This is a genomic window from Myroides sp. WP-1 (genome assembly GCF_014145635.1).
Classification (GTDB): Bacteria; Bacteroidota; Bacteroidia; order Flavobacteriales; family Flavobacteriaceae; genus Flavobacterium.
The window spans coordinates 201591-225927 of record NZ_JACHTC010000005.1 but is presented as its reverse complement, the minus strand read 5'-3'; the positions used below and the strand labels follow the sequence as shown (position 1 = coordinate 225927).

The window sequence follows — 24337 nt, the reverse complement described above, 5'->3', positions numbered from 1 at the left end:
AAATCATTTTGACCTCATAAAAAAAGCTCACTTCATTGGAAGTGAGCTTTTATATAACTGTTTGAAAACAATGAATTTACAATTTTAAAACCTGATTCATGAATTTTTCAACCTCTTCTGAAGCGAAGTCAACACTACCAACAATGCGTTGAATCATATTGCCTTTTTTGTCAAAAATAACAGTTGTCGGTATTGAAGATCCCAAATAAGTACTCGAGATAGATTGAGCAGGGGTATAAACGGGAAGATCTAAATTGCGTTTATCCATAAAAGCTTTTGCTTTATCGTATTTTCCATCAATATCGACAAGGAGAAAAACAACATCTTTTCCTTTCATTTTGTTCTTTAACGTCTGAATAGATGGCATTTCTTTGATACAAGGCGGGCACCAAGTAGCCCAAAAGTTGACAAATACCACCTTTCCTTGTAAAGAACTTAAAGAAACTTTAGTGCCATTTGCATCGAGAAATACGGCATCTGTTGTTGTCGTATTAACAGTAGGTGCTTGTTTTTGTTGGGCGGATACAGCGGTTGAACTGCCAATTCCCAAAGTGATAGCTAAGGTTATGCCTAGAAGGCTTTGTTTGATTTTTTGATGTAGTTGCATAGTTTGAAATTATTTTTTTGTGTTTTTCATTTCTTCAGAAGGTTTGTTGATCACTAAGTCAGAGGGCTGAAGGGCTCCAAATATTTCAGTGAGTGTATCCTGTTGTACTCCAAGTTCTACAGGGATACGCATAAGGGTGTCATCTGCTTTTTTGGTAATGACAAAAGTACCAGATTGTGTATTGAGGATACTTTTTGTCGCTACCCAAAGCGTGGGTTGTTTGCGTTGAAGGTCTAGCTGTACTTGTGCGTAGTCTCCTCCTTGCAATTTTTTGCTTTGGTTATCAATGTCAAATTCTAACGTTAAAGAGCGATCTTGTTGATTTAAAACTCCTGATGTTCTAGAGAGCTGAGCCGTAAAAGATTCACCCGGATAAGCACTAATGCTAAAGGTTGCCGTAGTTGCTTTAGGAATTGCACCTGCATGTTTTTCTGGAATGGATAATGTCAAGCGTAATTTATCATTTTGTGCCATTTCAAAAATAGGAGTATTAGATGTATTTCCTACAAGTGAACCTGCTGATAAATTGCGTCGAGTGATAATTCCGTCAAAAGGAGCTACAATACGCAAATAATCTTGTAGTTGATGTGATTGCGCCGTACTTGCTTTAGCGGATTCAAATGCTGATTTTGTACTTTGCATGCTACTTTGTGCGCGATCTAGCTCTACTTGAGCTACCGCACCTGTTGTTTTAGCGGCTTCTACTAATCGGTCGTATATTTGCTTCGCTAAAAGGTAATCGCTGTATGCTTTATCTTGAATGGATTGATCCGACAATGCGCGTTGATTCATTTCAGGTGCTTCTAAGATAGCGAGTAATTGACCTTTTTTGACATAATCTCCACGTTCCACATACAAATGTTTAATAAACCCACTCACTTTAGCATATAAAGCTACCTGTTCATACGGTTTTATTTCTCCAGGTACAGTTAATGTGTAGACTGGATTTAACTCTTGTAATGATGAGGTACTTAAATCAATAGTGATGTTAGATTTAGAATCGATTGGTTCTGCAGCAACTTGATCTTTACATGCTGTTGCAAAAAGAGCAGTTCCGAATATAGTGATAGATAAAATAAAATATCGTTTCATAATGAAGGTATTAAAAATCAAAATTAAAGGTTTTCAAGTGAGTGAAATTTGCTTTTTGGATCATCTGGATCTAAAGATGGATCCACTAAGGTAGCCTTGTTCATCGTAGAGGTAAAGAAGTGCGGAAGCAACAATAGGATAGTTATTGTTGAAGCAATTAATCCTCCAATAACGGCTTGCCCTAAAGGAGCAACTTGTTCACCGCCGTCTCCCAGACCTAATGACATGGGTAACATCCCCGCGATCATGGCTGCAGCAGTCATTAATACAGGACGCAATCGAGAAGAGGCCGCTAAACGTGCAGCATTCACTGTACGCAATCGCATTTCCTTTCGATAGTGCTCTGCCTGATTAATCAACAATACTGCGTTGGAAACAGATACACCAATAGACATGATGATGCCCATATAAGATTGTAAGTTCAAGGTACTTCCACTGAGAAATAAGAGTACCAAACTTCCTGCAATTACCGCAGGTAAAACCGATAAAATAACCAAAGGTAATCGGAAGGATTGATAGTAAGCGGATAGCATCAAATAGATGGTAATAACGGCTACGCCTAATCCAATTAATAAGTTACCCAGTGTTTCGTCTAGAAGATTTAGTGTTCCTTCTGTCCAAACGATGGTTCCTCTAGGGGGCTCTCCTGCATTAGCAATGGCTTTTTTCACCGCCTTGGAAGCAGAACCTAAGTCCTTATCATGGATGTTGGCAATAACAGTTACATAGCGATTTGGCCCTTTGCGGTTGACTTGTGCTGCTTCATTAACTCTATTTACCGTTGCTACATCTTCTAATAAGGGACGTAAATGACCTTTTTTTAATGGAATTGCCTTTAGTTTTTCAGCGCTGTCTATTGTTCCTTCAGGAATTTGCACTTGCACTTGAAAGACCAAACCAGAATTAGGATCAACCCATAAGTTTTTGTCAGTATAACGAGTGGATGAGGTGGCTGTTGCTAAGCTTCGGGTTACGTCGCTCATCGTTAAGCCAAATTGACCTAAAAGATCTCTGTTAACCTCAATTTGAAGAGTTGGATAATCAAGTGGCTCGGCAATGCGTATGTCACGTAAATAGGGAATTTCTTTTAATTCTTGTTCTATTTTTTTGGCGTGATTTTCTGCCATTTTAATTTGTCGAGCTCCTACTTTTACTTCAATCGGAGTCATTGCTCCTTGTCCCATGATTTTCTCAACTAGTTCCATAGGTTCAAAATTGATCAAAACTTCAGGTCTGTCCGTTGCTACCTTCTCGCGAATCTGTTCTTTTAGCATTGCAATAGACCCCTTGTAAATACTTTGATCAATTGCTACTTGCAAGACGGCTTCATGTGAAGCATTCGTAAATAAAAAGATTGGATTAATCGGAGTTCCTGATGGGTGCATTCCCACAAAAGAGGAAGTGATAGAAATGGCATTTTCAGGTACTATTGAGGCAATATCACTGATAATATCTTTGACTACCTCTTCTGTTTTTTCAATTCGACTTCCCTGTGGTGCTTCAATTCGAATTTGAAAATCACCGCTATTTGAAGTCGGCATAATATCTGTTCCAATAAACTGAAGGAATATAACAATACAACCTACAGCAATAACAATATAGCCCACAAAAAGAGCACGTGATCGTTTGTGCCAGTTGCGAACTACTTGAGAGTAACGCAAGCGGAATTTTTCAAAAAATTTACGTTGTCTCTTGGTTTTTTTATCGTAGATAGCCAAGTGTTTATTTTTCATTAACCAATTAGCTAAGATTGGTACAAAAGTTTGAGAGGCTAAAAAGGAAAAGATCATAGCAAAAGCTACCGCTAATGACAAAGGCATAAACATATCTCGAGGTATTCCTGTCATAATAAAAGCAGGTGTTAATACAGCGAGAATACACAGTAAAATTAACAACTTGGGAATAGAAATTTCGAGCAAGGCATCTAAAATAGCCTGTGCTTTGGATTTACCCATTTCAAAATGCTGATGGATATTTTCGATAGTTACCGTGGCTTCGTCGACCAGAATCCCTATTGAAAGAGCAAGTCCACTTAGTGTCATAATATTGATAGTCTGACCCATGAAATACAAGGCAGCCACGGCGGATAAAATAGCCACGGGAATCGTGAGAATGACAATAATAGCTCCTCGTGTATCCCCTAAGAAAAGAAAAATCATTAATCCGGTGAATAGCGCACCTAAGATTCCTTCGTGAATTAAGTTTGTCAAGGAACGCTCAATGTATTTAGATTGGTCAAATTCATAGCGGATAGAAACATCTTCTGGTAACGTGTTCTCTAAAAGAGGAAGAGAAGCTTTTAAATTTTTCACCACGTCAATGGTAGAAGCATCTGCTTTTTTGATGATTGGTAAGTACACCGAACGCGTTCCATTAATCAAGGCATAACCGGTGGTTTGGTCGGCGGCATCAATTACTTGAGCAACATCTTTAACGTAAATTGTTCGATCAGGTGTAGTGCGTATTGGTGTATGGAGGAAAACCTCCGGATTAGCAGCAATTGAATTAATAGGAGCCATGAAGTTTTGTTCTCCAATACGGATATTTCCAGCAGGAGAAGGATGGCTATTTTTGGTAATAGCTATTGTGATTTCTTCCGGACTTAACCCATTGGCTTGCATGGCGTGTGGATCGATATTGACAATAATAGAACGCACATTTCCTCCAAAAGGAGCAGGTGCTGTTACACCAGGGATCTCAACAAACATAGGTCTGATTCTCGTTTGAACCATCGTTTGTAGCTCTGTAATTGAGCGCTGTGGACTTTCAAAAACCAATTGACCTACGGGAAGCGAACTTCCATCAAAACGGACTACCATCGGTGGTACAGCTCCGGTGGGTAAAAAACCCATGGCTCGAGATACTTGAGTGGATACTTCCCCTGCAGCCTGTGCCATATCGGTGCCGGGATAAAAAGAAAGTTTCATCAAGGTTAATCCTTGAACACTTTTAAAATCAATGTTTTGTACACCGCCAACAAAGAGGAGTACTTTCTGAAATTCATTGGCCATGAACCCATCCATATAAGCAGGGGATAAACCACCATAAGGCATAGCTATATAAATTGAAGGAAGCTCTATTTCTGGGAAGATATCGACATTGATTTTCTTAATAGAGTTAATCGATAAGAAACCCAATGCCATGACAATAATTAAAATGACAATAGGCTTTCTTAAGGCAAATCTGATAAGATTCATAGGGAGTCTATATTATAAGTTAGTAAATAAATAGTCGAAATTGGCCTTTAATGTGGCAGTTGATACGAGCTGTAACCAATAGTGTTGAGCAGCTTCGATATGTGTTTTTTCGGCTTGTTCTAGTAATTGTTGAATTTGTAAAAGTTCAGTCAACGTAATAAGACCACTTTGATAACGCGCCAGATACATGGTATAGGCTTGAGTGGCTTCTTCAACGGCTTGTTGGGTTTGTTTGAGTTGAGCTGTTTGCTCTTGAAGTTGAATTTGATTTGCTTCTATATTGGCCTGAAGTGCCTGCTCATAGGCAGAATACTTTTTATCCGCACTCTCTGCTTGCTTGTTTAAGACTTGTTTTTTGTGTTGATTCGTAAATAGAGAAGAAAAATTCCAAGTAATTCCAAGACCCACTAAATAGTTATCAACCGAATTTGAGAAACCATCTTTCCATTGGTTTGATACCGTTTGTGTTTGAATACCGCTTCCTCTAAGGGCATAACCTCCAAGGAGTTTAACGCTTGGTAACGAAGCTCTAGTTATAGATTTACTACGGTGTTCAAAGAAAGAGGCTTCTTGCTTATATTGTTGCAATACAGGATGATCAGATGATGATGTTGACTCGAAGGTTAGTGATTGACTTAAAGCATGAGTTAAAAAATGGTCTATTTGTGAGGAGTTTGTCGCATTCAATGATTCGCCAACTAACTCCACTAAGGTAATGTGAGAGGCTTGTTTGACTCCAGTCCAATAATTTTGTTGCCCTGCCGCTTGTAAATAAGAGGAATGAGCGAGTAGATTATCTGCCTCAGGTTTTAAACCCGATAAGGCTAATCCCTTAGTAAGGCGTTCTATATTTTGTAAACGAGCTGCATTTTTTTGCATCCAATCAAAATTTGCAGTTGCATATAAGTTTTGGATATAACGAAGTGCAAGTTCTCGTTTTAGTTGAATGAGATAAGCGTCTTTTTGTGCAACAGATTGATTAAACTGGGCTGTAGCAGCTTTGTTTTCTTGTGTTTGTTTTCCAAAAGCAAAAATTTCCCACTCCATGACAACAGAGCCAAAAGTGTTGAAGGTTTGATCACTTCCATCCAGTGTATTTGGGGTTCCACTGACGTTAAAAAATCCAGATTGTGGAAAAAATGCCCCATTACTCCCTTCGAATGTGCCGTAAGAGTTTTGAGCTTGAAATTTTAGTTGAGGTAAAGCTTGACTTTTTACCGCTTGTCTCTGGCTTGATTTGGAGGAAATTAAATCTTCCTGTGCTTGTAAGCCAGGGTAGTTTTGTTCTACTTTTTGCCATAAACCACCCAGTGATAATGAGGAGTGTTCTTGTGCATATAAGGATAAGCTTCCACAGGTCAACCACAATAAAGTAGCCGAACGAAAAATCGTTTTCATGAGAAAGAGAATTTGGGGAGATCTAAGATAAATAGACCTCGAGTTGTTGAATTATTTTCACGATAAATAATAGCTATTGCCTAGGTAAGTGGAATACTTCCTACAATAGATAAAGTTGTACAATCGATAAAAATCAAATTCTCAGATTCTGAAGCTCGATAAATAGAGGGAGTTTTCCCTGTAGTTGGGAGGTATTCTGATACAAAGGATGTCCTGTTGAATCAGTAGATAAACGAAAACCAAAAGCGAAAAGTAAAAATGTCGACACGAGTAACGCAACAAAAGGATTGGAAAGATCCCAACCAGCTTGTTGTAGTACAGTTGTGTCATCTTGTATAACATTTTGATGACAGCTGCGTTCTGTAACTGTTGTTTGTTTCTTTGTCTTATTGGTTTTTGAGGTTTGTTCAATGGCAACGCTGTCATTTTGAAGTAAATGTGCTAAACTCGTTTGCATAGAACAGGTAGAGAAAATAAGCCATACCGCACAAAATAAAGCTAGTATTTTGTACGTTTTTTGTTGAATGTTATGTAATGTGCTTGTTTTCATGTAGAGACAAACATAGAATATTTCAAAATTAAATGCAATTTTTTTAAGGGGATTTTATTTTTTCAAGTGATGTATAGCTAAAAATAGCAATCACAAGTCAGACAAAAACGAAATAATAACATCAAATCCCTTGCTATGGTATGAATTTTGCTGTTTATTTATGAAACAAAAGACAAATGAAAAGATTAATCCTATTATTTGGTGTGCTGCTAAGTGTTCTTTTTGTACAAGGATGTAGTTTAGATGACAATAGCAGTGATGGGAGCTATCAAGTGGGAGGATTAACTATGGTAAATGGTTTTTCTGGTGCTAACGCAGTTTGGTATGCCGCAGATGGACGATTGATTCAACCTCCTTATCAGGGATTAGGATATCAACGCTACGATTTTGTTCGTTTATATACGGGAAATAGAACTCTTGAAGTTTTGACAAATAAGCAAGAATCGCTCGATGCACGAGTGAAGTTTCAAGTAAAAGATAATCAGTATTACACGTCTTTTGTTGGTGGCGGATCTAAAGTTAATGTAATTCATTTTGTGACAGAAGATCTACCGTTAAAATTGGCTGAAACGCAAGGAAATGGACAAGTGGGAATTCGATTTTTTAATTTAACCGGAGAAGATTTACCCGTTCAAGTTAAATTAAACGATCAATTGATCTTCGAAAATCGAAATTCCGAAACAGCAACATCAGCCAAAGAAAATCAAAGGTTTATAATTCAGTCGAGCAATACCTATACTGTAACCATCGAAGATAAAGACAGTAAAAGTATTACGAAACGAGAACAGATTGTCCTAGAGAAAGGAAACCATTATTCTTTTATCTTGACCGGTTCCAGTAATGCTCAAACCCCCTATTATTTAGGTGTTGTAAGACAGTTTTAATTCTATATTCTATATCAATGTTTGAAGATAGCCACCATGCCATATGGTGGCTATTTTTATTTGAGGCAGAATGAAGAAGATCAAATGAAAAGAATATATTTGTTTTCTAAACGATTACTTTTATGGAAACAACTTTTTCTAATCAACAAATAAATTCCAAAACACTACCACAACTTGAAGAAGTAGTATATGAGCCCTTACATTCTAAGTATAAAAATGTCGTTTTAATTACCACCGTTGTTATGGTTTTGGTAATTGGAGCTATAGGAGCATGTGGTTTTTATTTGCCTTTAGAAAAAGAAGCTTTACTTGTCGAGTACAAAACCACCGTGTTAGGCATTAGTATAGTTTGGGCAATAGCAACGGCTATTTTGCGCATTGCGGGTGTTGCTAAAAAAGGATATGCCGTTAGAGCGCACGACATAAGTTATAAAACAGGATTAATCAATCAAAAACAAATAACAATTCCATTTAATCGTGTGCAACATGTAGAAATTTACGAAGGTTTTTTGTTGCGACTTTTTGGTTTATGCCAGATTGAGTTCTTTACAGCAGGAGGAAATTTCGGTGATTTAAAAATCCCAGGACTGCCATTGAAAGAGGCAGATCGAATTAAGGCTTTTGTTATAGAACAAATTTCACCTGTAATAAGTGAAGCCCAAGTAAATGATCCTGAGATTAATCCTAATACAGCAGAATAATGAATTTCTATATTCCCAATAGACAAGCGCCCATTGGCATTATAGTGAACTTTGTATATGGATTGCAAAAGTTTGTTCGCGCTTTTTTTCCTGTTTTAATCTTGATTCTCGTTCGAATAAATAAAGGAGAATGGCAAACAGGGGTACAATGGATTTTTTTAAGCATCGGTTTGTTCCTTGTCCTTGTATTGGTTGGGGCATATCTGAGCTATCGCAATTTTACGTTTCATATCGAAAAGGAAACCGAAGCGTTTGTTGTACAGAAAGGAATCTTCAATAAAACGAAAACAACCATCCAGTTGAGTAAAATACAACAGGTTAATATCAATCAATCGTTTATCAATAAGTTGTTGGGGATTTATTCTATTGAAGTTGATTCTGCTGGAAGTACTGCTAAAGAGGGAGTGATTAAATCTGTTTCTCATGAAGTAGCACAAGCGCTGAAAGAAACGCTATTGGCTTACCGTGAACACTTGACAAAAGTGGAAGATCCCGCGATAACTAAAGAACAAAGAATTGAAGAAACAACGAACCATCAAGATACCCGACATATAGGAGTTGGTACGTTATTAAAAGTTGGAGCGACGACGAATTATCTCTATACGATGGGAATCGTGTTGTTGTTTGCTAATTCAATCATATACGAAGGATCCCGATTGTTTAACGATTCCATTGATGATGAGGCAATAGATACCTTTTTAGAAGAAAAAATAACGCTTTATGTGGGTGTAGTGATTGTGCTCTTTTTTTTAGCGGCTATTTTTGTGTTCAATATTATCCGTACCGTAATTAAATTTTATAACTATAAGGTTGTTGTTCAACATGATAGTTTGTTTATGTCTTATGGTTTATTACACACCAAAAGCACTATTATTAAACCTACTCGTGTGCAATTAATTAAAATTGTGCGTAATTACTTTCAAAAGTTATGGGGCATATCCAGCTTTAAGATTCATCAAGTTTTTGGCAATGAATCTTTTAATAAAAAGACAGCATTAGAAATTCCAGGTTGTTCCACAGGAGAAACAAAAGATTTTTTTGATATGATATTCAAAAAGCCGTTGGAATTAGAAGGTCGTGAATTAAAACACAACTACCGCTTTTTTGGGTTTCGCTTTTTCTTTTTAGTTCTCCTACCAGTAAGTTTATTTATTGGATTTACCCAAGACGCTATAGAAGAAACCTGGAGATTTAGTAGTGGAGCAACGTATTTTGTTGTAGTAACTTTGCTAATTTGGCGTTATTATCGCATCGGTAGATTAATCATAACACCTAATTTTATTGTTGTAAAATCGGGTATATGGGATATTAACCATACAATACTCGAACCACATAAAATTCAAAAAATAGTACTTTCCCAGTTGGTTTGGCAAAAATCAGCCAATGTAGGAAGCATGATGCTATATACAGCGGGAGGAATTGTACAGTTTAGTACATCAAATTATACACAGCTAAAAGAGTTAAGAGATCAATGGTTGTTTACAATCGAAAGCCAAAATAGACCTTGGATGTAGAGGATTGTTTACAGTAGACGGTTTACGGTTTATCGTAAACCGTCTACTGTAAACTATTCCACATAATCTTTTAAAGAGCAATTCATGAGAATAAACCCAGGTAAGGTCTCTTTTTTCAATTTCTTTTTTAGAAAAGGAACAAGAAAACCACTAAAGTTTTCACCGTGAATAAATAAACATTTATTTTCAGCAATAGGAAGAATTTCAAAATAGTGATAGCCGTCAAAGAGTCCTTTTACTCCCAATGTTCCTTGCCAGGTTAATTTTTGATGAGGCGTACAAATCTGTACAATTGGAGAAAATTTCATGTCCTGAATTTTCACTTTCAATCGCTGTCCCGGTTTAGCGTCTCCTTCAATTTTGGAAATAAAAGGATTCCATTTATAGTATTGGTCAAAATCTAGTAAAGCATTCCAAATGGTTTCAGCATTAGCTTTAATTTCTATTTGTGTAACGAGTTTCATCTGATATATTTTTACACAAATATCAAGGCTTTAAACAGGAACTCTCTTGATTTAAATCAAGAAAATTATTTGGCATTTTTACGTCTTAATCGACTTAGTGTTTCTGGTGTCATTCCCAAAAGAGACGCGATGTATTGATGGGGAACGCAATTGAATAAAAATTCAAATTGGTTACAAAAGGCCAAGTATCGTTCTTCACTACTTTGCGATAACAACTGAAAAATCCGATTTTCCATCAAGTCAAAACAATGTCCGATAAAAAGCTTTTCTTTGGTATGCCAATGGGAAACTTCACGTTGTACTATATTGTAATTTGATTTAGAAAGGCTCCACACTACAACAGGAGATAACGTAGTCAAAGACCATTTTGCAGGCTGATCGAAAAACCAAGAGGAAAGATCAGTTAGAAAATAGCCTGGAAAACTAATCCATTGTGTAATCTCTTTGCCATCAAAATCAGCGTGTATCCGAATAAAACCTTCAGCGAGGAAAAATAGTTGGTCTGCTTTTTTTCCTACTTCTAGTAAACAGGTGTTTTTCTCATGTGATTGAGCAACAAAATAAGGGGCTATTTTTTGTACTTCTACATCAGATAAATGAAGAATCGCTTGAAGTGATTGGTGTAATGACATAAAAAAATTGTCCTTTTGATTAAAAGGACAATTTACAATTATTCGCTAGCTTTCGCTTCTTCTTTTTTTCTTTCTTGGATGAATTCATTTAAACTTTTTCCGTACTTGTGTTTGGATACTTCCGGAGTTAATGAATTGTAGATTGTATCTAGATATTTGATATTTCGATCGTAAAGCTCTGTCAAAGCAATATAAGGAGCTACATCAGAGTTTTTGTTATTCAAAGCGAAATTAATGGCATTCAAGAATAGACGTCCTGTAAGTTTTTTATTTACTTCTTGTAAGCTATCTAGTTGAGCTGTGTTATTCGTTTTTTGAGCTTCAAATAAAGCAACGTACAAATCGTTTTGGCGATCTGTGATCATCGTTCTTGATTTTAGGTACTCTTTGTATAAATCATTGCTTTGTGATCCTTTTATTTTAGCGTCTTTATAAAAGTTCTTTAGCGTTGTTTCGATCGTCATTGTACCAGGTTCTGCGAAGAAAGACAATTGATTGTCAATTGAATTACTGTGACCGCGGTCCAAAGATAGAAACAACATTTCTGGTGATTCAAGGTGATGTTTAAAGGTAAAATCCGAAGATTTACCATCTACAACCAAAGAATCAAGTACAACGAAAGTAGTGTCTTGTACGTGAAAAAGATATACTTTTCCCTGTTTTAATCCGTCTACTTTTCCTGAAATAGTTAAGTTTTCAGTTCCCTTTGAATCTTTGCTACAAGAAGCAAATAGTGAAGCTCCAAGAAGGAAAGCAACACCCATATATTTTTTTATCATATACTATTTAAATAAGTCTAAACCAGGAATATTAGGCATACCATCTTTTGCCGCTGCAGCTAATTCCGCTTCGTTAATAGCAGTTGCTTTTTCAATAGCTCTATTTAGCACCATAACAAGATAATCTTCTAATTGCTCTTTATCATCCATTAACTCATCAGCAATAGATAGCGAACGAATAGTTCTGTTGGCCGTTAAAGTCACGTTTAGTAATCCATCATTACTTTTTTCATCAATTAGAATGGTGTCTAATCGCTTTTTAGTTTCTTCAATTTTAGCTTGGGTCTCTTGTAGTTTACCCATCATTCCCATTAAATCGCCAAACATAATATATACATTAAAAATTTTCAGCTACAAAAATAGCATAATCTTTTCAAGTTTTGTGTGTAAAGTAGAGGAAGACCTGAACTAATTTTACACTATATTTTGACGGAAATTAATTTACATTAAGGAGTAACGTATTTATAATCCGTATTTTTGATAGAAGAAGATCCGTTAATACACAAAAATATGAAAGAAGAGTTTTTACCCTTAGCCGTACAGCAGAATACTACAACAAAAAGGTTTGAATTAAATGTAGAGGGACACCTTGCCTTTATTGATTACAAAGAAGTAGGGGAGCGCATTCATTTGATTCACACGGAAAGTCCTGAAGCATTGGCAGGGCGTGGTGCGGCAACTGCATTGATTGAAAAAACATTGGAGTTTATCGAAGCACATCACAAAACGGTGCTACCTTATTGTCCTCTAGTTTTTGCTTTTATTAAGAAACACCCAGAATGGAAGAGAATCGTTGATGCTAGTTTTCCGTCATATGATAAATTGTAATACTAAAAGAATATGAAAGTAATTGGATTTGGTGCAAGCATATCTACCACCTCAATCAATAAAACCTTCACGTCTTATGCGTTGGGTTTTTTTCCTGAGGATGAGGTAGAATTATTGGATTTGAATGATTTTACAGTTCCTCTTTTTTCTGTTGACTGTGAAAGAGAAAATTGCCCAGTGGAAGCAAAAGCCTTTTTAACCAAATTAAAAGAAGCAGATGTTCTCGTTTGTTCAATGGCAGAACACAATCGAAATTGGACGGTTGGTTTTAAAAACCTATTTGATTGGTGTTCGCGTTTAGAGTTAAAAGTATTTCAAGAGAAACCTATGTTGCTTTTATCTACCTCTCCTGGTGGATATGGAGCGCAAAATTCGTTGAATATTGCTAAAACGATATTTCCAGCCTTTGGAGGAAATATCATAGAGACCTTTACGCTTCCTAAATTTCATGAAAATTTCGATGCAACAAAGGGAATTATCCCCGAAGATTTACGAGAAACGTTTGAGCATACGGTTGAACGATTTAAACAAGAAGTTAGAAAAATATAGCATAACACAAAAAGAGCACAGGACTACAGTGCTCTTTTTTGTTAGTAAGCTGTTAAAAACATATTCACGGCTCAAAAAGTATGAATATATTTGGGTAACAACTAAACCAACACACAGATGAACCAAGTTAACTCCACTCCTTTTTTCGATTTTTCACAAGCGTATACCCTAGAAAATGATCGCGTACAATTAATTCCTTTAAGTGAAAAGTACCTTCCAGATCTGTTGTACTATGCATTGAATGAATCCGATATTTGGCATTTCTCTTCGGATAAACCAACAGATAATGCCAATATGATGTTGTATGTCAAGGCGGCTTTAACGATGAGAAAAGAGAAGCATGGATATGCATTTGTGGTATGGGATAAGTTAGAGAGAAAAATTGTTGGTTCAACCCGTTTTTATCGAATGGATCTGAGAAATAAAGTTTGTGCCATTGGTTATACGTGGTATGGGAAAATGGCTCAGGGCACTGGTGTCAATAAAAACTGCAAGTATTTGCTATTTGAGTTTCTATTCGAAAAAGCCCAATTTGAACGTGTGGAGTTTGAAGCAGACAGTGAGAATAAAAGAAGTTTGGCCGCAATCAAAAGTTTAGGATGTACGTTGGAAGGAGTGTTGCGAAAAAATAAAATTAGAACAGATGGTACAAGAAGAGATAGTGCAGTTTTCGGTTTGTTGAGAGAAGAATGGCTACAATCAGCAAAGGAAAACTTACGAGCAAAACTCGTAAAATAAAGCAGTGCTACTATGGGAACGATCGCCTAAAACTTGGGTAAGCCCGTTAAAAACTTGTATTTTTGTATTTTAAATTAAAAAGATGAACGAATCTATTCAGGCTCCAAGAGCAAAAAAAATAGCGCATGAATTAACTGCGCACAACCACACTCGTATTGATAACTATTTTTGGTTAAATGACAGAGAAGATAAAGAGGTTTTGGCCTATTTAGAAGCAGAAAAAAACTATTACCAAACCTCAACTCAACATACTCGCGAATTACAGGATAACTTATTTGCAGAAATGAAAAACAGAATCAAAGAGGATGACTCTTCTGTCCCTTATTTTTACAATGGCTATTACTATATCACGCGATTTGAACAAGGAAAAGACTATCCTATCCACTCGCGTAAAAAAGGCAGTTTAGAAGCAACGGAAGAAATTATGTTTGATTGTAATGAATTGGCCGCTCCTTACGCTTATTTTCACTTGAGAGGTATAACTGTTTCGGAAGATAATCAATGGGTAGCATATGGAATTGATACTGTTTCACGAAGAGAATACACCCTTTATGTAAAGAACCTTCAAACAGGAGAAGTGTTAGATTTAGCCATTAGCAATACAACGGGTGCTTCGACTTGGGCAAGCGACAACAAAACGTTATTTTATTCCCGTAAAGACGCGGTTACCTTGCGTTCGGATAAAATTTACAAACACGTTATTGGAACATCTGTAGCTGAAGATGTATTGGTTTACCACGAAAAAGATGATACGTTTGATACGTTTATTTATAAAGAAAAATCGAGAAAATATTTGGTTATTGGAAGTGAGAGTACGTTAACTAGTGAATACCGTATTCTAGAAGCAAATAATCCAACAGGAGTATTTAGAATTTTTCAAAAAAGAGAACGAGGCGTTGAATATGGCATTTCGCATTACGATGATCGCTTTTATATTTTGACAAATAAAGATGAGGCAGACAATTTTAAATTGATGTCTTGTTCTGAAGTTCAAACAGCAAGTGAAAATTGGAAAGAATTGATTCCGCATCGAGAAGATGTGCTGTTAGAAGGGGTGGATATTTTTAAAGATTACTTAGTGATCTCAGAGCGATCAAATGGATTACCTCATATCAAAATTCAACCTTGGAAAGCAGGAGAAGAAGCGTATTATTTGCCATTTGAAAGCGAAACGTATAATGCTCAAGCACAGATTAACGCCGATTTCGAAACAGAGAAGTTTAGATTTGTCTATCAATCGTTGAATACACCTTCTTCTGTAATTGACTTCAATATGCGTACCCAAGAAAAAGAGATCTTAAAAGAACAAGAAGTATTGGGTGATTTTGACAAGAATAACTATGTAGAGGAGCGCATTTGGGCTACTGCAAAAGACGGTGTAAAAGTGCCTATTTCTATGATTTATAGAAAAGGGATGGAACGCAATGGTAAAAATCCATTTTTGTTGTATGCCTATGGATCATACGGTATAACGATGGAACCTTACTTTTCAACAACGCGTTTGAGTTTGTTAGATCGCGGTTTTGTATATGCCATTGCACATGTTCGTGGAGGTGAAGATATGGGACGTGATTGGTATGAAGATGGAAAGCTATTAGTGAAGAAAAATACATTCAATGATTTTATCGCTTGTTCAGAATACGTAATTGAACAAGGATATACCTCTAAAGAACATCTTTTTGCAGAAGGTGGATCTGCGGGCGGAATGCTTATGGGCGTTATTGCTAATGAGCGTCCAGATTTATATCAAGGTGTGATTGCACAAGTGCCTTTTGTCGATGTAGTGACAACCATGCTAGATGACAGTATCCCACTAACAACTGGAGAATACGACGAATGGGGAAATCCAAATGAAAAGGAATATTACGACTATATGTTATCGTATTCCCCTTATGATAATGTGAGCGCGCAAGAGTACCCTAATATGTATATCTCAACAGGATTACACGACTCACAAGTACAATATTGGGAGCCTGCAAAATGGGTAGCCAAACTAAGAGAGATGAAAACCAACGACAACCAGTTGTATTTCGATATCAATATGGATACCGGACATGGAGGTGCTTCAGGGAGATTTGAATCGCTGAAAGAAGTAGCAAAAGAGTTTGCTTTTATGTTGGATTTACAAGGAATCCACCAGTAAAAAATAAATAAATTAATACCTTTGTTTAGCATGATTGCTGTACTAAACACAGTAAAAATAAATTGAAAAATGAAAGAAGAAATCCAAGCGTTTGACAATGTAATTTCTTTAGTAGGTCAGACACCTTTAGTGAAATTAGACAAAGTTACTGCTTCATTGGCAGGGCATTTTTACGGAAAAGTTGAAGCATTTAATGCAGGTCATTCCGCTAAAGATAGAATTGCCTTACACATTATTGAAACAGCGGAGAAAAAGGGAATCCTAAAACCAGGAGGGACAATTGTAGAAACAACATCTGGAAATACAGGATTCAGTATTGCAATGATTAGCGCAATCAAAGGATACAAATGTATTCTTTCTGTTAGCGACAAATCATCGCCCGATAAAATTGATATGTTGAGAGCGATGGGAGCAAAAGTATATGTTTGTCCTGCTAACGTAGCTGCTGACGATCCAAGATCTTATTACGAGGTGGCAAAACGCGTACATGAAGAAACACCAGGGTCAATCTATATCAATCAATATTTTAATGAGCTCAACACAGAAGCACATTATTTGTCAACAGGACCCGAAATTTGGGAACAAACAAAAGGACAAATTACACATTTTGTTTGTTGTTCAGGTACAGGTGGAACCATCTCCGGTACGGCTCGTTACTTAAAAGAAAAGAATCCGAATATTCAAATCTTAGGTGTCGATGCTTACGGATCTGTATTGAAAAAATACCACGAAACAGGAGAACTAGATCCCAAAGAAATTGCGCCATATAAAATAGAAGGATTAGGGAAAAACTTAATCCCTTCCGCAACTGACTTCTCTGTTATTGATCAATTCGTCAAAGTAACGGATAAAGATGCCGCTTTAGTTGCAAGAGAATTAGCTCGCACAGAAGGACTATTCTTGGGCTATACTTCAGGAGCTGTCTTACAGGCAACGCGATTATACGCAGAGCAAGGTGTGTTTGATGAAAATAGCGTAGTGGTTATGTTATTCCCAGATCACGGATCGCGTTATATGAGTAAAATTTACAGTGATGACTGGATGCATCAGCAAGGTTTTCTCGATGACAGTGAACCTAAAAATGAAATTAATTACATTCAATAAATGTAAAATAAAAAAGGCTGTTTAATTAAACAGCCTTTTTCGCTTTCAGATTAAGGGGTTATCAGAAAGAAGAAGTAATCGTCTAAACTGGGTTTGGACTCTTTCTTTTTATCTTTCAATGAAAGAATATTACGTATTATTTTTTTGTCTTTTATGATAAGAGATGAACAAATGTATGTAAAAAATCTAAATAAACGAATCTTTATTTAGTATGATCGTTAAATAAGTGTGTTATTCTTTGTTTTATTCCTTATGTAGGGAATTATTCGTTTCACATGTATTAAAATTCACACCTATTCGGAATAGAAGTCATTACAAGTGAATGTTAAGCAACTGGATCGTTTGTAGTTTGTTCTATTTCAATGTCTTGAAAAAACGTGCTATTGTGAATTAAGCGAATACTGTCTGCTCGAAGGTTGCGCAATGTCACCGTTTTATTTTGTTCTTGGTACTTCGTGATTACCTTTCGAAGTATTTCAAGTGCAGACATATCTGCAAGGTGTGATTCTTTGAAATCGATAATTATTTTGTCAGGATCTTCTAATGGAAAAAATTTTTCTGCAAAGGAAGTTGTACTTCCAAAGAATAGGGGACCATAAATTTCATATACTTTATTGCCCTGTTCATCCCAAGATTTTCTCGCTCGGATTCTCTTAGCGTTGTCCCATGCAAAGATTAGGGCAGATACAATTACCCCAACTAAAACGGCTAAAGCTAAGTTGTGGCTAAAAATAATAATAGCCGTAACGAGAAACAAAGTAAAAATATCTGTTTTAGGCATTTTGGTAATCAGTCGGAAAGATACCCATTCAAAAGTAGTTAGGGCTACAACCATCATTACTCCTACAAGGGCAGCCATGGGGATTTGTTCGATAACGGGACCGCCAACAAGAATAATCAAAAGAATGGTCAAGGCTCCAATACTTGCTGCAATTCTCGTTCTTGCCCCAGCATTTAGATTAACTAAGGTTTGAGCAATCATCGCACATCCACCCATACCACCAAAGAAACCATTAACAATATTAGCACCTCCTTGCGCCATAGCTTCTCTGTTGCTATTGCCTTTGGTATCCGTAATTTCATCTACAATATTCAGTGTGAGTAGAGATTCAATTAATCCGACACCTGCCATAACGATAGAAAAGGGAAAAATAATTTGGAGGGTTTCCCAAGTAAAGGGTACAAGAGGAAGGTGAAAACGAGGAAAAGTTCCACTTACTTCCGCAATGTCAAGTACTTTCTTGGTATCCATTTGAAGTGAGAATACGAGTAGCGTAATCGCGATAATTGCTACTAAAGAGGCAGGAACTTTTTTGGTCAGTTTTGGAAAAAGCCAAACAATGGCAATAGTAAGGGCAGTTAATCCCAACATGAGATACAAGGGCTTGCCTGTTAACCAAGGAGCAGAAGCTGCGGTTGAGGTTTTGAATTGCGCAACTTGTGCCATAAAGATAATGACCGCTAATCCGTTTAAAAAACCATACATCACAGGTTGAGGAATGAGTCGCACAAAACGACCTAACTTACAGATTCCTACAATAAATTGAATGATTCCTGCTAATACAACAGCCGCAAATAAGTATTCGACACCGTGTAGCGCAGCTAATGCAATCAGAACAACAACGGTTGCTCCAGCTCCACCAGATACCATACCAGGTCTACCTCCAAAAATAGCCGTGATAATTCCCATTAAAAAAGCTGCATATAAACCTGTTAAAGGAGTGAGCCCAGCTAGGATAGCAAAGGATAATGACTCGGGGATCATGGTCATTGCAACGGTTAATCCGGCGAGGATTTCATTTTTTAGGTTGACTTCCTTCGGCATTTTAAACGAAAAATAAGACTGTGACATAATGATATTCAATTCGCTGCAAAAATAAAGTTTTAAATGATGTAAGCGCGAAATCAGAAAGAAGATTAACTATAAAAAGTGAAGAAGTGCCCATAAAAAGCTGAATATTTTAATAGTAAGGCTAATAATTATAGGTGTTTGTGTAACAAAATTAAGAAAGGATATACTTATAGGTTAAACCAAAAAAATAGAAGTATGAAACTAGTTATTGAAAATTTGAGTAAGACCTATAAAAATGGGGTAAAGGCATTGGATGATTTATCGATAGAAATTGGACCAGGGATGTTTGGTTTATTGGGACCGAATGGGGCAGGTAAATCTACTTTGATGCGAACAATAGCTACGTTGCAAAAGCCAGATGCTGGTCGTATCCATTTTGGTGATATCAATATTTTAGAGCAACAAAATGAGTTTAGAAAAATTTTGGGGTATTTACCGCAAGATTTTGGAGTGTATCCGAATATGTCTGCTGTAGATTTATTAGATTATTTTGCTCGTTTAAAAGGGATTTCTAAAGCAACTGAACGACGCGAAATTGTAAATCGCGTTTTGGAAGTGACTAATTTATATGAGGTAAGGCAAAAAAGCGTAAGTGGATATTCAGGAGGAATGAAACAGCGCTTTGGTATTGCGCAATTGTTGTTAAACGATCCGAAGTTAATTATTGTTGATGAACCAACAGCAGGATTAGATCCCGCTGAACGCCATCGATTCTTAAATGTACTACGCGAAATAGGAACTAATAATATTGTGATTTTTTCTACGCATATCGTGGATGATGTTAACGAATTATGCCATGAAATGGCTATTCTAAACGGAGGTCATTTGTTAGAACGCAGTACGCCAAAAGAAGCAGAACAAAAACTGACGGGACGTGTTTGGATGAAAGAAATCAATAGAGAAGAGGTTGAACAATACAGCCAATTGAATATACTTTCTGGAAAGTACAACCAAGAAAACCGTTTGAAACTTCGCGTATATGCAGAAGACTCTCTAGCAGGCGAAGGTTTTGAATTGGTGAAACCAACCTTAGAAGATGTTTATTTTGTGGCACTAAAAAATAACTAAGTCATGTTTAAAACAATTTTTTCTTTTGAACTTAAACGCTGGTTTAAGAGCTGGGTGTTTTACTTGTACTTAGCTATTTTTTTCGCGATCAGTTTTCTTTCCATGATGTCTACCATTGGGGTATTTGACGCTGTTAAGAATACGTCTGCGTCCTTGTTGCAGATGAACTCAGCTGCGGTAATCAATTCGCTATTAGATGCGTTCAATACCCTGTTGTATTTTCTGTTTCCTTCTATTATAGGAATGGCAATTTACAGAGACTATCAGTATAATGTACACCATATTTTATATTCCTATCCCTTTTCAAAATGGCAATATCTACTGGGTAAATTTACGAGTTCCTTCTTTGTGACTCTGCTAATCAGTATTATGATGGGAATTGGCGCTTATTTGGCCACCTTAGTGCCTTGGGCAAATCCTGAATTACTAGGTCCAAACCTATGGTGGAACTATGTTCAAGTGTATTTATTTAATTTGATCCCCAATATGTTGTTTATGGGAGCAATCATTTTTACTGTTGTAACACTTACACGTAGTATTTACGCAGGGTTCATTACCATTATCATTATTATGATCTTACAGGGAATGATTAATAGTGTAGCGGCTAATGTGAACTATAGAGAAATAGGTGCGTTATTAGATCCTTCTGGAGGACAAGCCTTGCACTACTATATGCAGTACTGGAGTATTGAAGAAATGAATGTAAACAATCTCCCTCTAGAAAAATTTTACATCATCAATCGCTTGTTGTGGTTGGGAATTTCTACTTTATTTTTAGTAATCCTTGGTTGTGTGTTTAAATTTGCACAACAGCCTGCTACTTTCTCATGGAAGAGAAAAAGAGATGGTGAACGCTTGGTGAAAAACAACTTTGGAGGAATCTTTAAAATCGAACTACCTAAAGTTCAGTATAATTATTCCCTAAAAACCAATTGGAGCAATGTATTTGCTTTTACAAAACTCGATTTTAAATTCTTAGCACGCAATCGAGTGTTTTGGATTTTAGTGGGGGTAGGGGTTCTATTTATGATTTTAGTAGCAAGTTTCGCTATGCAAATGTATGGAACATCAACCTATCCGTTGACCAGACAAATGTTGATGATTCCAGGAGCTACTTTCTCCTTCTTTATCTTAATGATTACGTTCTTAGGAGCAGGACTTTTGGTGCATCGCGGTGAAAATACGCGAATGAATTTACTTGTAGATTCTACACCTGTGCCAAACTGGGTACTGTTTACCTCTAAGTTCTTTGCTTTGTTAAGCTTGCAATTGGTGTTATTCCTTGTTATTATTGCAACGAGTATAGCGATCCAAATGTACAACGGTTACTATGCGTTTGAATTGGGATTGTATCTACAAAGTTTACTGGGGTATGGATGGATTGAGTTTATTATTTGGGCGTTGATGGCACTCGCTGTACAAACCTTCTTTAAAAACTATATCATCGGTTTCTTTGCTTTGCTTGTCCTTCAAATGGGATGGCCAGCAATTGGTCAAATTGGAATCGAACAACCGATTTTCTTCTTCAATTCGATTCCAGCTCCATCTTATTCTGATATGAACAGTTTTGGATCGAATGCGCAATTCGGTAAATTTATCATCTTCTCTCTCTACTGGTTGTTGTTTGTGGCTGGAATTAGTGGTTTGACTTTGTTATTCTGGAGAAGAGGTGTATTTAGCGGATTCAAAGAGCGTTTTTACTATGCGAAGAAACGATCTAAAGCGATTGTAGTCGTACCAACCATTCTTTGTTTTACTGCATTTGTAAGTTTAGGAGGATATTTGTACTACGAGAATACAGTATTGAATGTGTTTCATTCGTCTAAAGACTCGGAACTGTTGCAAGTAGCGTATGAAAAAACATACAAAAAATATGAAGGTATGGCACAACCTCGCATTGTTGATGTAAAGGTAGATGTCGATTTATACCCAGAACAGAATAACTTCCAAGCAAGGGGAACTTATGTGCTTGAAAATAAGACTAATCAAGCCTTAGATAGTTTATATGTGTCGTATTATCCAAGTTTAAAGAATACAATTGTCCTTGAGGGAGGAACGTTTTTATCTACAGATTCTATCCAAGGAGTTAGTTTCTATCGTTTTGACACGCCTATGCAAGCTGGCGAAACAAGAACCTTGGAGTTTGTCGTAGAAAACAAACGCAATACGTGGATTCGTTCAGAATCACCAGTGTTAAACAACGGAACGTTCTTAAACAACAGTTTCTTTCCGGGATTAGGCTATACCGATCGAGGAGAAATTAACGATGACGAGATTCGAAAAAAATATGATCTACCTGCAAAAGAACGCATGGCAGAACAAACAGATCAACGTGCTTTACAAAATACGTATATCAGCAGTGATGCAGATTGGATTCACTTTGAAACCACAGTAAGTACATCAGTAGATCAAATTGCTATTGCACCGGGGTATTTACAAAAAGAGTGGACGGAAGGTAATCGCCGTTATTTCCACTATAAAATGGATCAGAAAATGTTGAATTTTTATGCGTTTAATTCAGCGCGTTATGAAGTAAAACGCGATAAGTGGAACGATATCAATATTGAGATTTACTACCACAAAGGGCATGAATACAACATTGATCGTATGGTGACAGGGGTTAAAAAATCGTTGGATTATTACACCAATGCTTTTAGTCCGTATCAACACAAACAAGTGCGCATCATTGAGTTTCCATTAACGATGGGGACCTTTGCTCAATCTTTTGCCAATACCATTCCGTTTTCAGAAACGATTGGATTTGTGGCTAAAGTAGATGACACCGATGAGCATGCTGTAGATTACCCTTTCTCCGTAACGGCACATGAAGTAGCACATCAATGGTGGGCACATCAAGTGATCGGTGCAAACGTACAAGGAGCGACGATGTTATCCGAAAGTTTATCCGAGTACAGTTCGTTGAAAGTATTGGAAAAAGAATACGGTAAAGGACAGATGCAGCGTTTCTTGAAAGAAGCTTTAGATGGTTATTTAGGTGGACGATCAAGAGAGAGTAAGAAAGAGAAACCATTGATGTACAATGAAAATCAACAGTACATTCATTATAACAAAGGATCTTTAGTATTTTATACGATGAGTGATTACTTGGGGGATACTGTTTTAAATGGCGTGTTGAAGGATTACGTTAAGAAAGTGGCCTTCCAAGAAGCCCCTTATACGATATCAACAGAACTTGTACAAGATATCAAGCGTGCAACACCAGATTCATTAAAGTATATGGTGAAAGACATGTTCGAAACCATTACGCTCTATGATAATTATGTAGACAACGCAACCATAAAAGAATTGCCAAATGGAAAGTATGAGGTGAAGATAAAAGCGTATGTTAGCAAGTATAGAGCAGGAGATAAAGGAGAGAAGAGCTATGCGGATCACGGAGAGACTCCATTGGTATTTACAGGCGATAAAAAGCTAAAAATAGAATCCCTTCCTTTGGCGGACTACGTTGAGGTAGGTGTTTTTGCGAAGGCAAAAGATGCTAAGAGCAAAGAAAAAGTATTGTACTTACAAAAAGTAAAGATTACTGCTATTGAAAATGAGTTTACTATTATTGTAGATGAAAAACCAACAGAAGTAGGTGTTGATCCATACAACAAGTTAATTGACACACGTTCGTATGACAATAGAAAAACAATATAAGAAAAGGATCCGAAAGGATCCTTTTTTGTTTTGTATAAGATAAGACGTGGAATAGCTTGTAATAAAAAAAAGGAAAGCATATTTGCTTTCCTTTTTTTATTCGTCTCAGAATTAAGATTATCCTCTTCTTTCTTTGATTTTTGCTTTTTTACCAGTAAGTTCTCTGAAGTAGAAAATACGAGCTCTACGAACTTTACCTCTTTGATTTAATTCAATTTTTTCTAAAGCAGGCATGTTGATTGGGAAGATACGCTCTACACCAACGTTACCAGACATTTTACGGATAGTAAAAGTCTCAGTAGCACCTGTACCTCTTCTTTGGATCACTACTCCTTTAAAGAACTGAGTTCTTTTTTTGTCACCCTCTTTAATTTCGTAGTACACTGTAATAGTGTCTCCAGCTTTAAATGCTGGGAAGTCTTTTTTTGCAACTAATTCGTCTTGAACGAATTTCATTAAATCTGCCATTTCTGAAAAAAATAATTAATTAATTTAAACCAACATACACGGACCTCGCCAGAGGTTAGTTTAAAGCGAGTGCAAATATATGTATTTTCAATAAAATAAACCTAATTTT

At 36.5% G+C, this 24337-nt stretch carries 21 protein-coding genes; 10 read left to right on the top strand and 11 right to left on the bottom strand.

Annotated features, from left to right (window positions below):
* Nucleotides 1-76: 76 nt before the first annotated feature.
* The 5 genes from H4K33_RS07455 to H4K33_RS07435 all read right to left on the bottom strand — a co-directional run bounded on the left by H4K33_RS07455 (nt 77) and on the right by H4K33_RS07435 (nt 6844).
* Entirely contained in the window at nt 77-607 is a 531-nt protein-coding gene (locus H4K33_RS07455; protein ID WP_182647832.1) for a TlpA disulfide reductase family protein, read from the bottom strand.
* Between the two features lie 9 nt (nt 608-616).
* The gene (locus tag H4K33_RS07450; protein ID WP_182647831.1) at nt 617-1699 is read right to left on the bottom strand and encodes an efflux RND transporter periplasmic adaptor subunit; all 1083 of its coding nucleotides are present in this window, start codon (nt 1697-1699) and stop codon (nt 617-619) included.
* 23 nt (nt 1700-1722) lie between these two features.
* Nucleotides 1723-4896, bottom strand: a complete 3174-nt coding sequence (locus H4K33_RS07445; RefSeq protein WP_182647830.1) for an efflux RND transporter permease subunit — start codon at nt 4894-4896, stop codon at nt 1723-1725.
* A 12-nt stretch (nt 4897-4908) separates the two neighbouring features.
* A complete protein-coding gene (locus H4K33_RS07440) occupies nt 4909-6294 on the bottom strand; it encodes a TolC family protein (protein ID WP_182647829.1) in 1386 nt (461 codons plus the stop codon).
* A gap of 133 nt (nt 6295-6427) precedes the next feature.
* The gene (locus H4K33_RS07435; RefSeq protein ID WP_182647828.1) at nt 6428-6844 is read right to left on the bottom strand and encodes a hypothetical protein; all 417 of its coding nucleotides are present in this window, start codon (nt 6842-6844) and stop codon (nt 6428-6430) included.
* A 176-nt stretch (nt 6845-7020) separates the two neighbouring features.
* Here H4K33_RS07435 and H4K33_RS07430 point away from each other — a divergent pair, with 176 nt between their 5' ends.
* The 3 genes from H4K33_RS07430 (at nt 7021) to H4K33_RS07420 (ending at nt 9943) form a co-directional block, all read left to right on the top strand.
* A complete protein-coding gene (locus tag H4K33_RS07430; RefSeq protein ID WP_182647827.1) occupies nt 7021-7728 on the top strand; it encodes a DUF4397 domain-containing protein in 708 nt (235 codons plus the stop codon).
* A gap of 122 nt (nt 7729-7850) precedes the next feature.
* The gene (locus H4K33_RS07425) at nt 7851-8429 is read left to right on the top strand and encodes a PH domain-containing protein (protein WP_182647826.1); all 579 of its coding nucleotides are present in this window, start codon (nt 7851-7853) and stop codon (nt 8427-8429) included.
* The gene (locus H4K33_RS07420) at nt 8429-9943 is read left to right on the top strand and encodes a PH domain-containing protein (RefSeq protein ID WP_182647825.1); all 1515 of its coding nucleotides are present in this window, start codon (nt 8429-8431) and stop codon (nt 9941-9943) included. Before H4K33_RS07425 ends, H4K33_RS07420 begins: the two co-directional genes overlap by 1 nt.
* A 53-nt stretch (nt 9944-9996) precedes the next feature.
* Here the strand turns inward: H4K33_RS07420 and H4K33_RS07415 are convergent, their stop codons facing one another.
* The 4 genes from H4K33_RS07415 to H4K33_RS07400 all read right to left on the bottom strand — a co-directional run bounded on the left by H4K33_RS07415 (nt 9997) and on the right by H4K33_RS07400 (nt 12145).
* Nucleotides 9997-10407, bottom strand: a complete 411-nt coding sequence (locus H4K33_RS07415) for an SRPBCC domain-containing protein (RefSeq protein WP_182647824.1) — start codon at nt 10405-10407, stop codon at nt 9997-9999.
* Between the two features lie 65 nt (nt 10408-10472).
* Nucleotides 10473-11039 carry a Crp/Fnr family transcriptional regulator gene (locus tag H4K33_RS07410; RefSeq protein WP_182647823.1) on the bottom strand — a complete coding sequence of 189 codons (567 nt, stop codon included), beginning with the start codon at nt 11037-11039 and terminating at the stop codon, nt 10473-10475.
* Between the two features lie 38 nt (nt 11040-11077).
* Nucleotides 11078-11818, bottom strand: coding sequence for a DUF4369 domain-containing protein (locus H4K33_RS07405; RefSeq protein ID WP_182647822.1), 741 nt, complete (start codon nt 11816-11818; stop codon nt 11078-11080).
* 3 nt (nt 11819-11821) lie between these two features.
* Entirely contained in the window at nt 11822-12145 is a 324-nt protein-coding gene (locus H4K33_RS07400) for a YbaB/EbfC family nucleoid-associated protein (RefSeq protein ID WP_182647821.1), read from the bottom strand.
* A 183-nt stretch (nt 12146-12328) separates the two neighbouring features.
* Here H4K33_RS07400 and H4K33_RS07395 point away from each other — a divergent pair, with 183 nt between their 5' ends.
* From H4K33_RS07395 to H4K33_RS07375, 5 genes are all read left to right on the top strand, one after another.
* The gene (locus H4K33_RS07395; protein WP_182647820.1) at nt 12329-12646 is read left to right on the top strand and encodes a GNAT family N-acetyltransferase; all 318 of its coding nucleotides are present in this window, start codon (nt 12329-12331) and stop codon (nt 12644-12646) included.
* Nucleotides 12647-12658: 12 nt separating this feature from the next.
* Nucleotides 12659-13195, top strand: coding sequence for an NADPH-dependent FMN reductase (locus H4K33_RS07390; protein ID WP_182647819.1), 537 nt, complete (start codon nt 12659-12661; stop codon nt 13193-13195).
* A 117-nt stretch (nt 13196-13312) separates the two neighbouring features.
* Nucleotides 13313-13933, top strand: a complete 621-nt coding sequence (locus tag H4K33_RS07385) for a GNAT family N-acetyltransferase (RefSeq protein WP_182647818.1) — start codon at nt 13313-13315, stop codon at nt 13931-13933.
* An 82-nt stretch (nt 13934-14015) separates the two neighbouring features.
* Nucleotides 14016-16076, top strand: coding sequence for a S9 family peptidase (locus tag H4K33_RS07380; RefSeq protein ID WP_182647817.1), 2061 nt, complete (start codon nt 14016-14018; stop codon nt 16074-16076).
* 69 nt (nt 16077-16145) lie between these two features.
* A complete protein-coding gene (locus tag H4K33_RS07375; RefSeq protein ID WP_182647816.1) occupies nt 16146-17180 on the top strand; it encodes a PLP-dependent cysteine synthase family protein in 1035 nt (344 codons plus the stop codon).
* Between the two features lie 325 nt (nt 17181-17505).
* Here H4K33_RS07375 and H4K33_RS07370 read toward each other — a convergent pair whose 3' ends face one another.
* Nucleotides 17506-19032 (bottom strand): SulP family inorganic anion transporter, encoded by a 1527-nt coding sequence (locus H4K33_RS07370; RefSeq protein ID WP_182647815.1) that lies wholly within the window; start codon nt 19030-19032, stop codon nt 17506-17508.
* Nucleotides 19033-19227: 195 nt separating this feature from the next.
* Here H4K33_RS07370 and H4K33_RS07365 point away from each other — a divergent pair, with 195 nt between their 5' ends.
* Both H4K33_RS07365 and H4K33_RS07360 read left to right on the top strand, forming a co-directional pair.
* Nucleotides 19228-20100 carry an ABC transporter ATP-binding protein gene (locus H4K33_RS07365; RefSeq protein ID WP_182647814.1) on the top strand — a complete coding sequence of 291 codons (873 nt, stop codon included), beginning with the start codon at nt 19228-19230 and terminating at the stop codon, nt 20098-20100.
* 3 nt (nt 20101-20103) lie between these two features.
* A complete protein-coding gene (locus H4K33_RS07360; protein WP_182647813.1) occupies nt 20104-23760 on the top strand; it encodes a M1 family aminopeptidase in 3657 nt (1218 codons plus the stop codon).
* Between the two features lie 117 nt (nt 23761-23877).
* On the opposite strand, the gene rplS is transcribed toward H4K33_RS07360, so the two are convergent.
* A complete protein-coding gene (gene rplS, locus H4K33_RS07355) occupies nt 23878-24228 on the bottom strand; it encodes a 50S ribosomal protein L19 (protein WP_182627285.1) in 351 nt (116 codons plus the stop codon).
* Nucleotides 24229-24337: the final 109 nt, after the last annotated feature.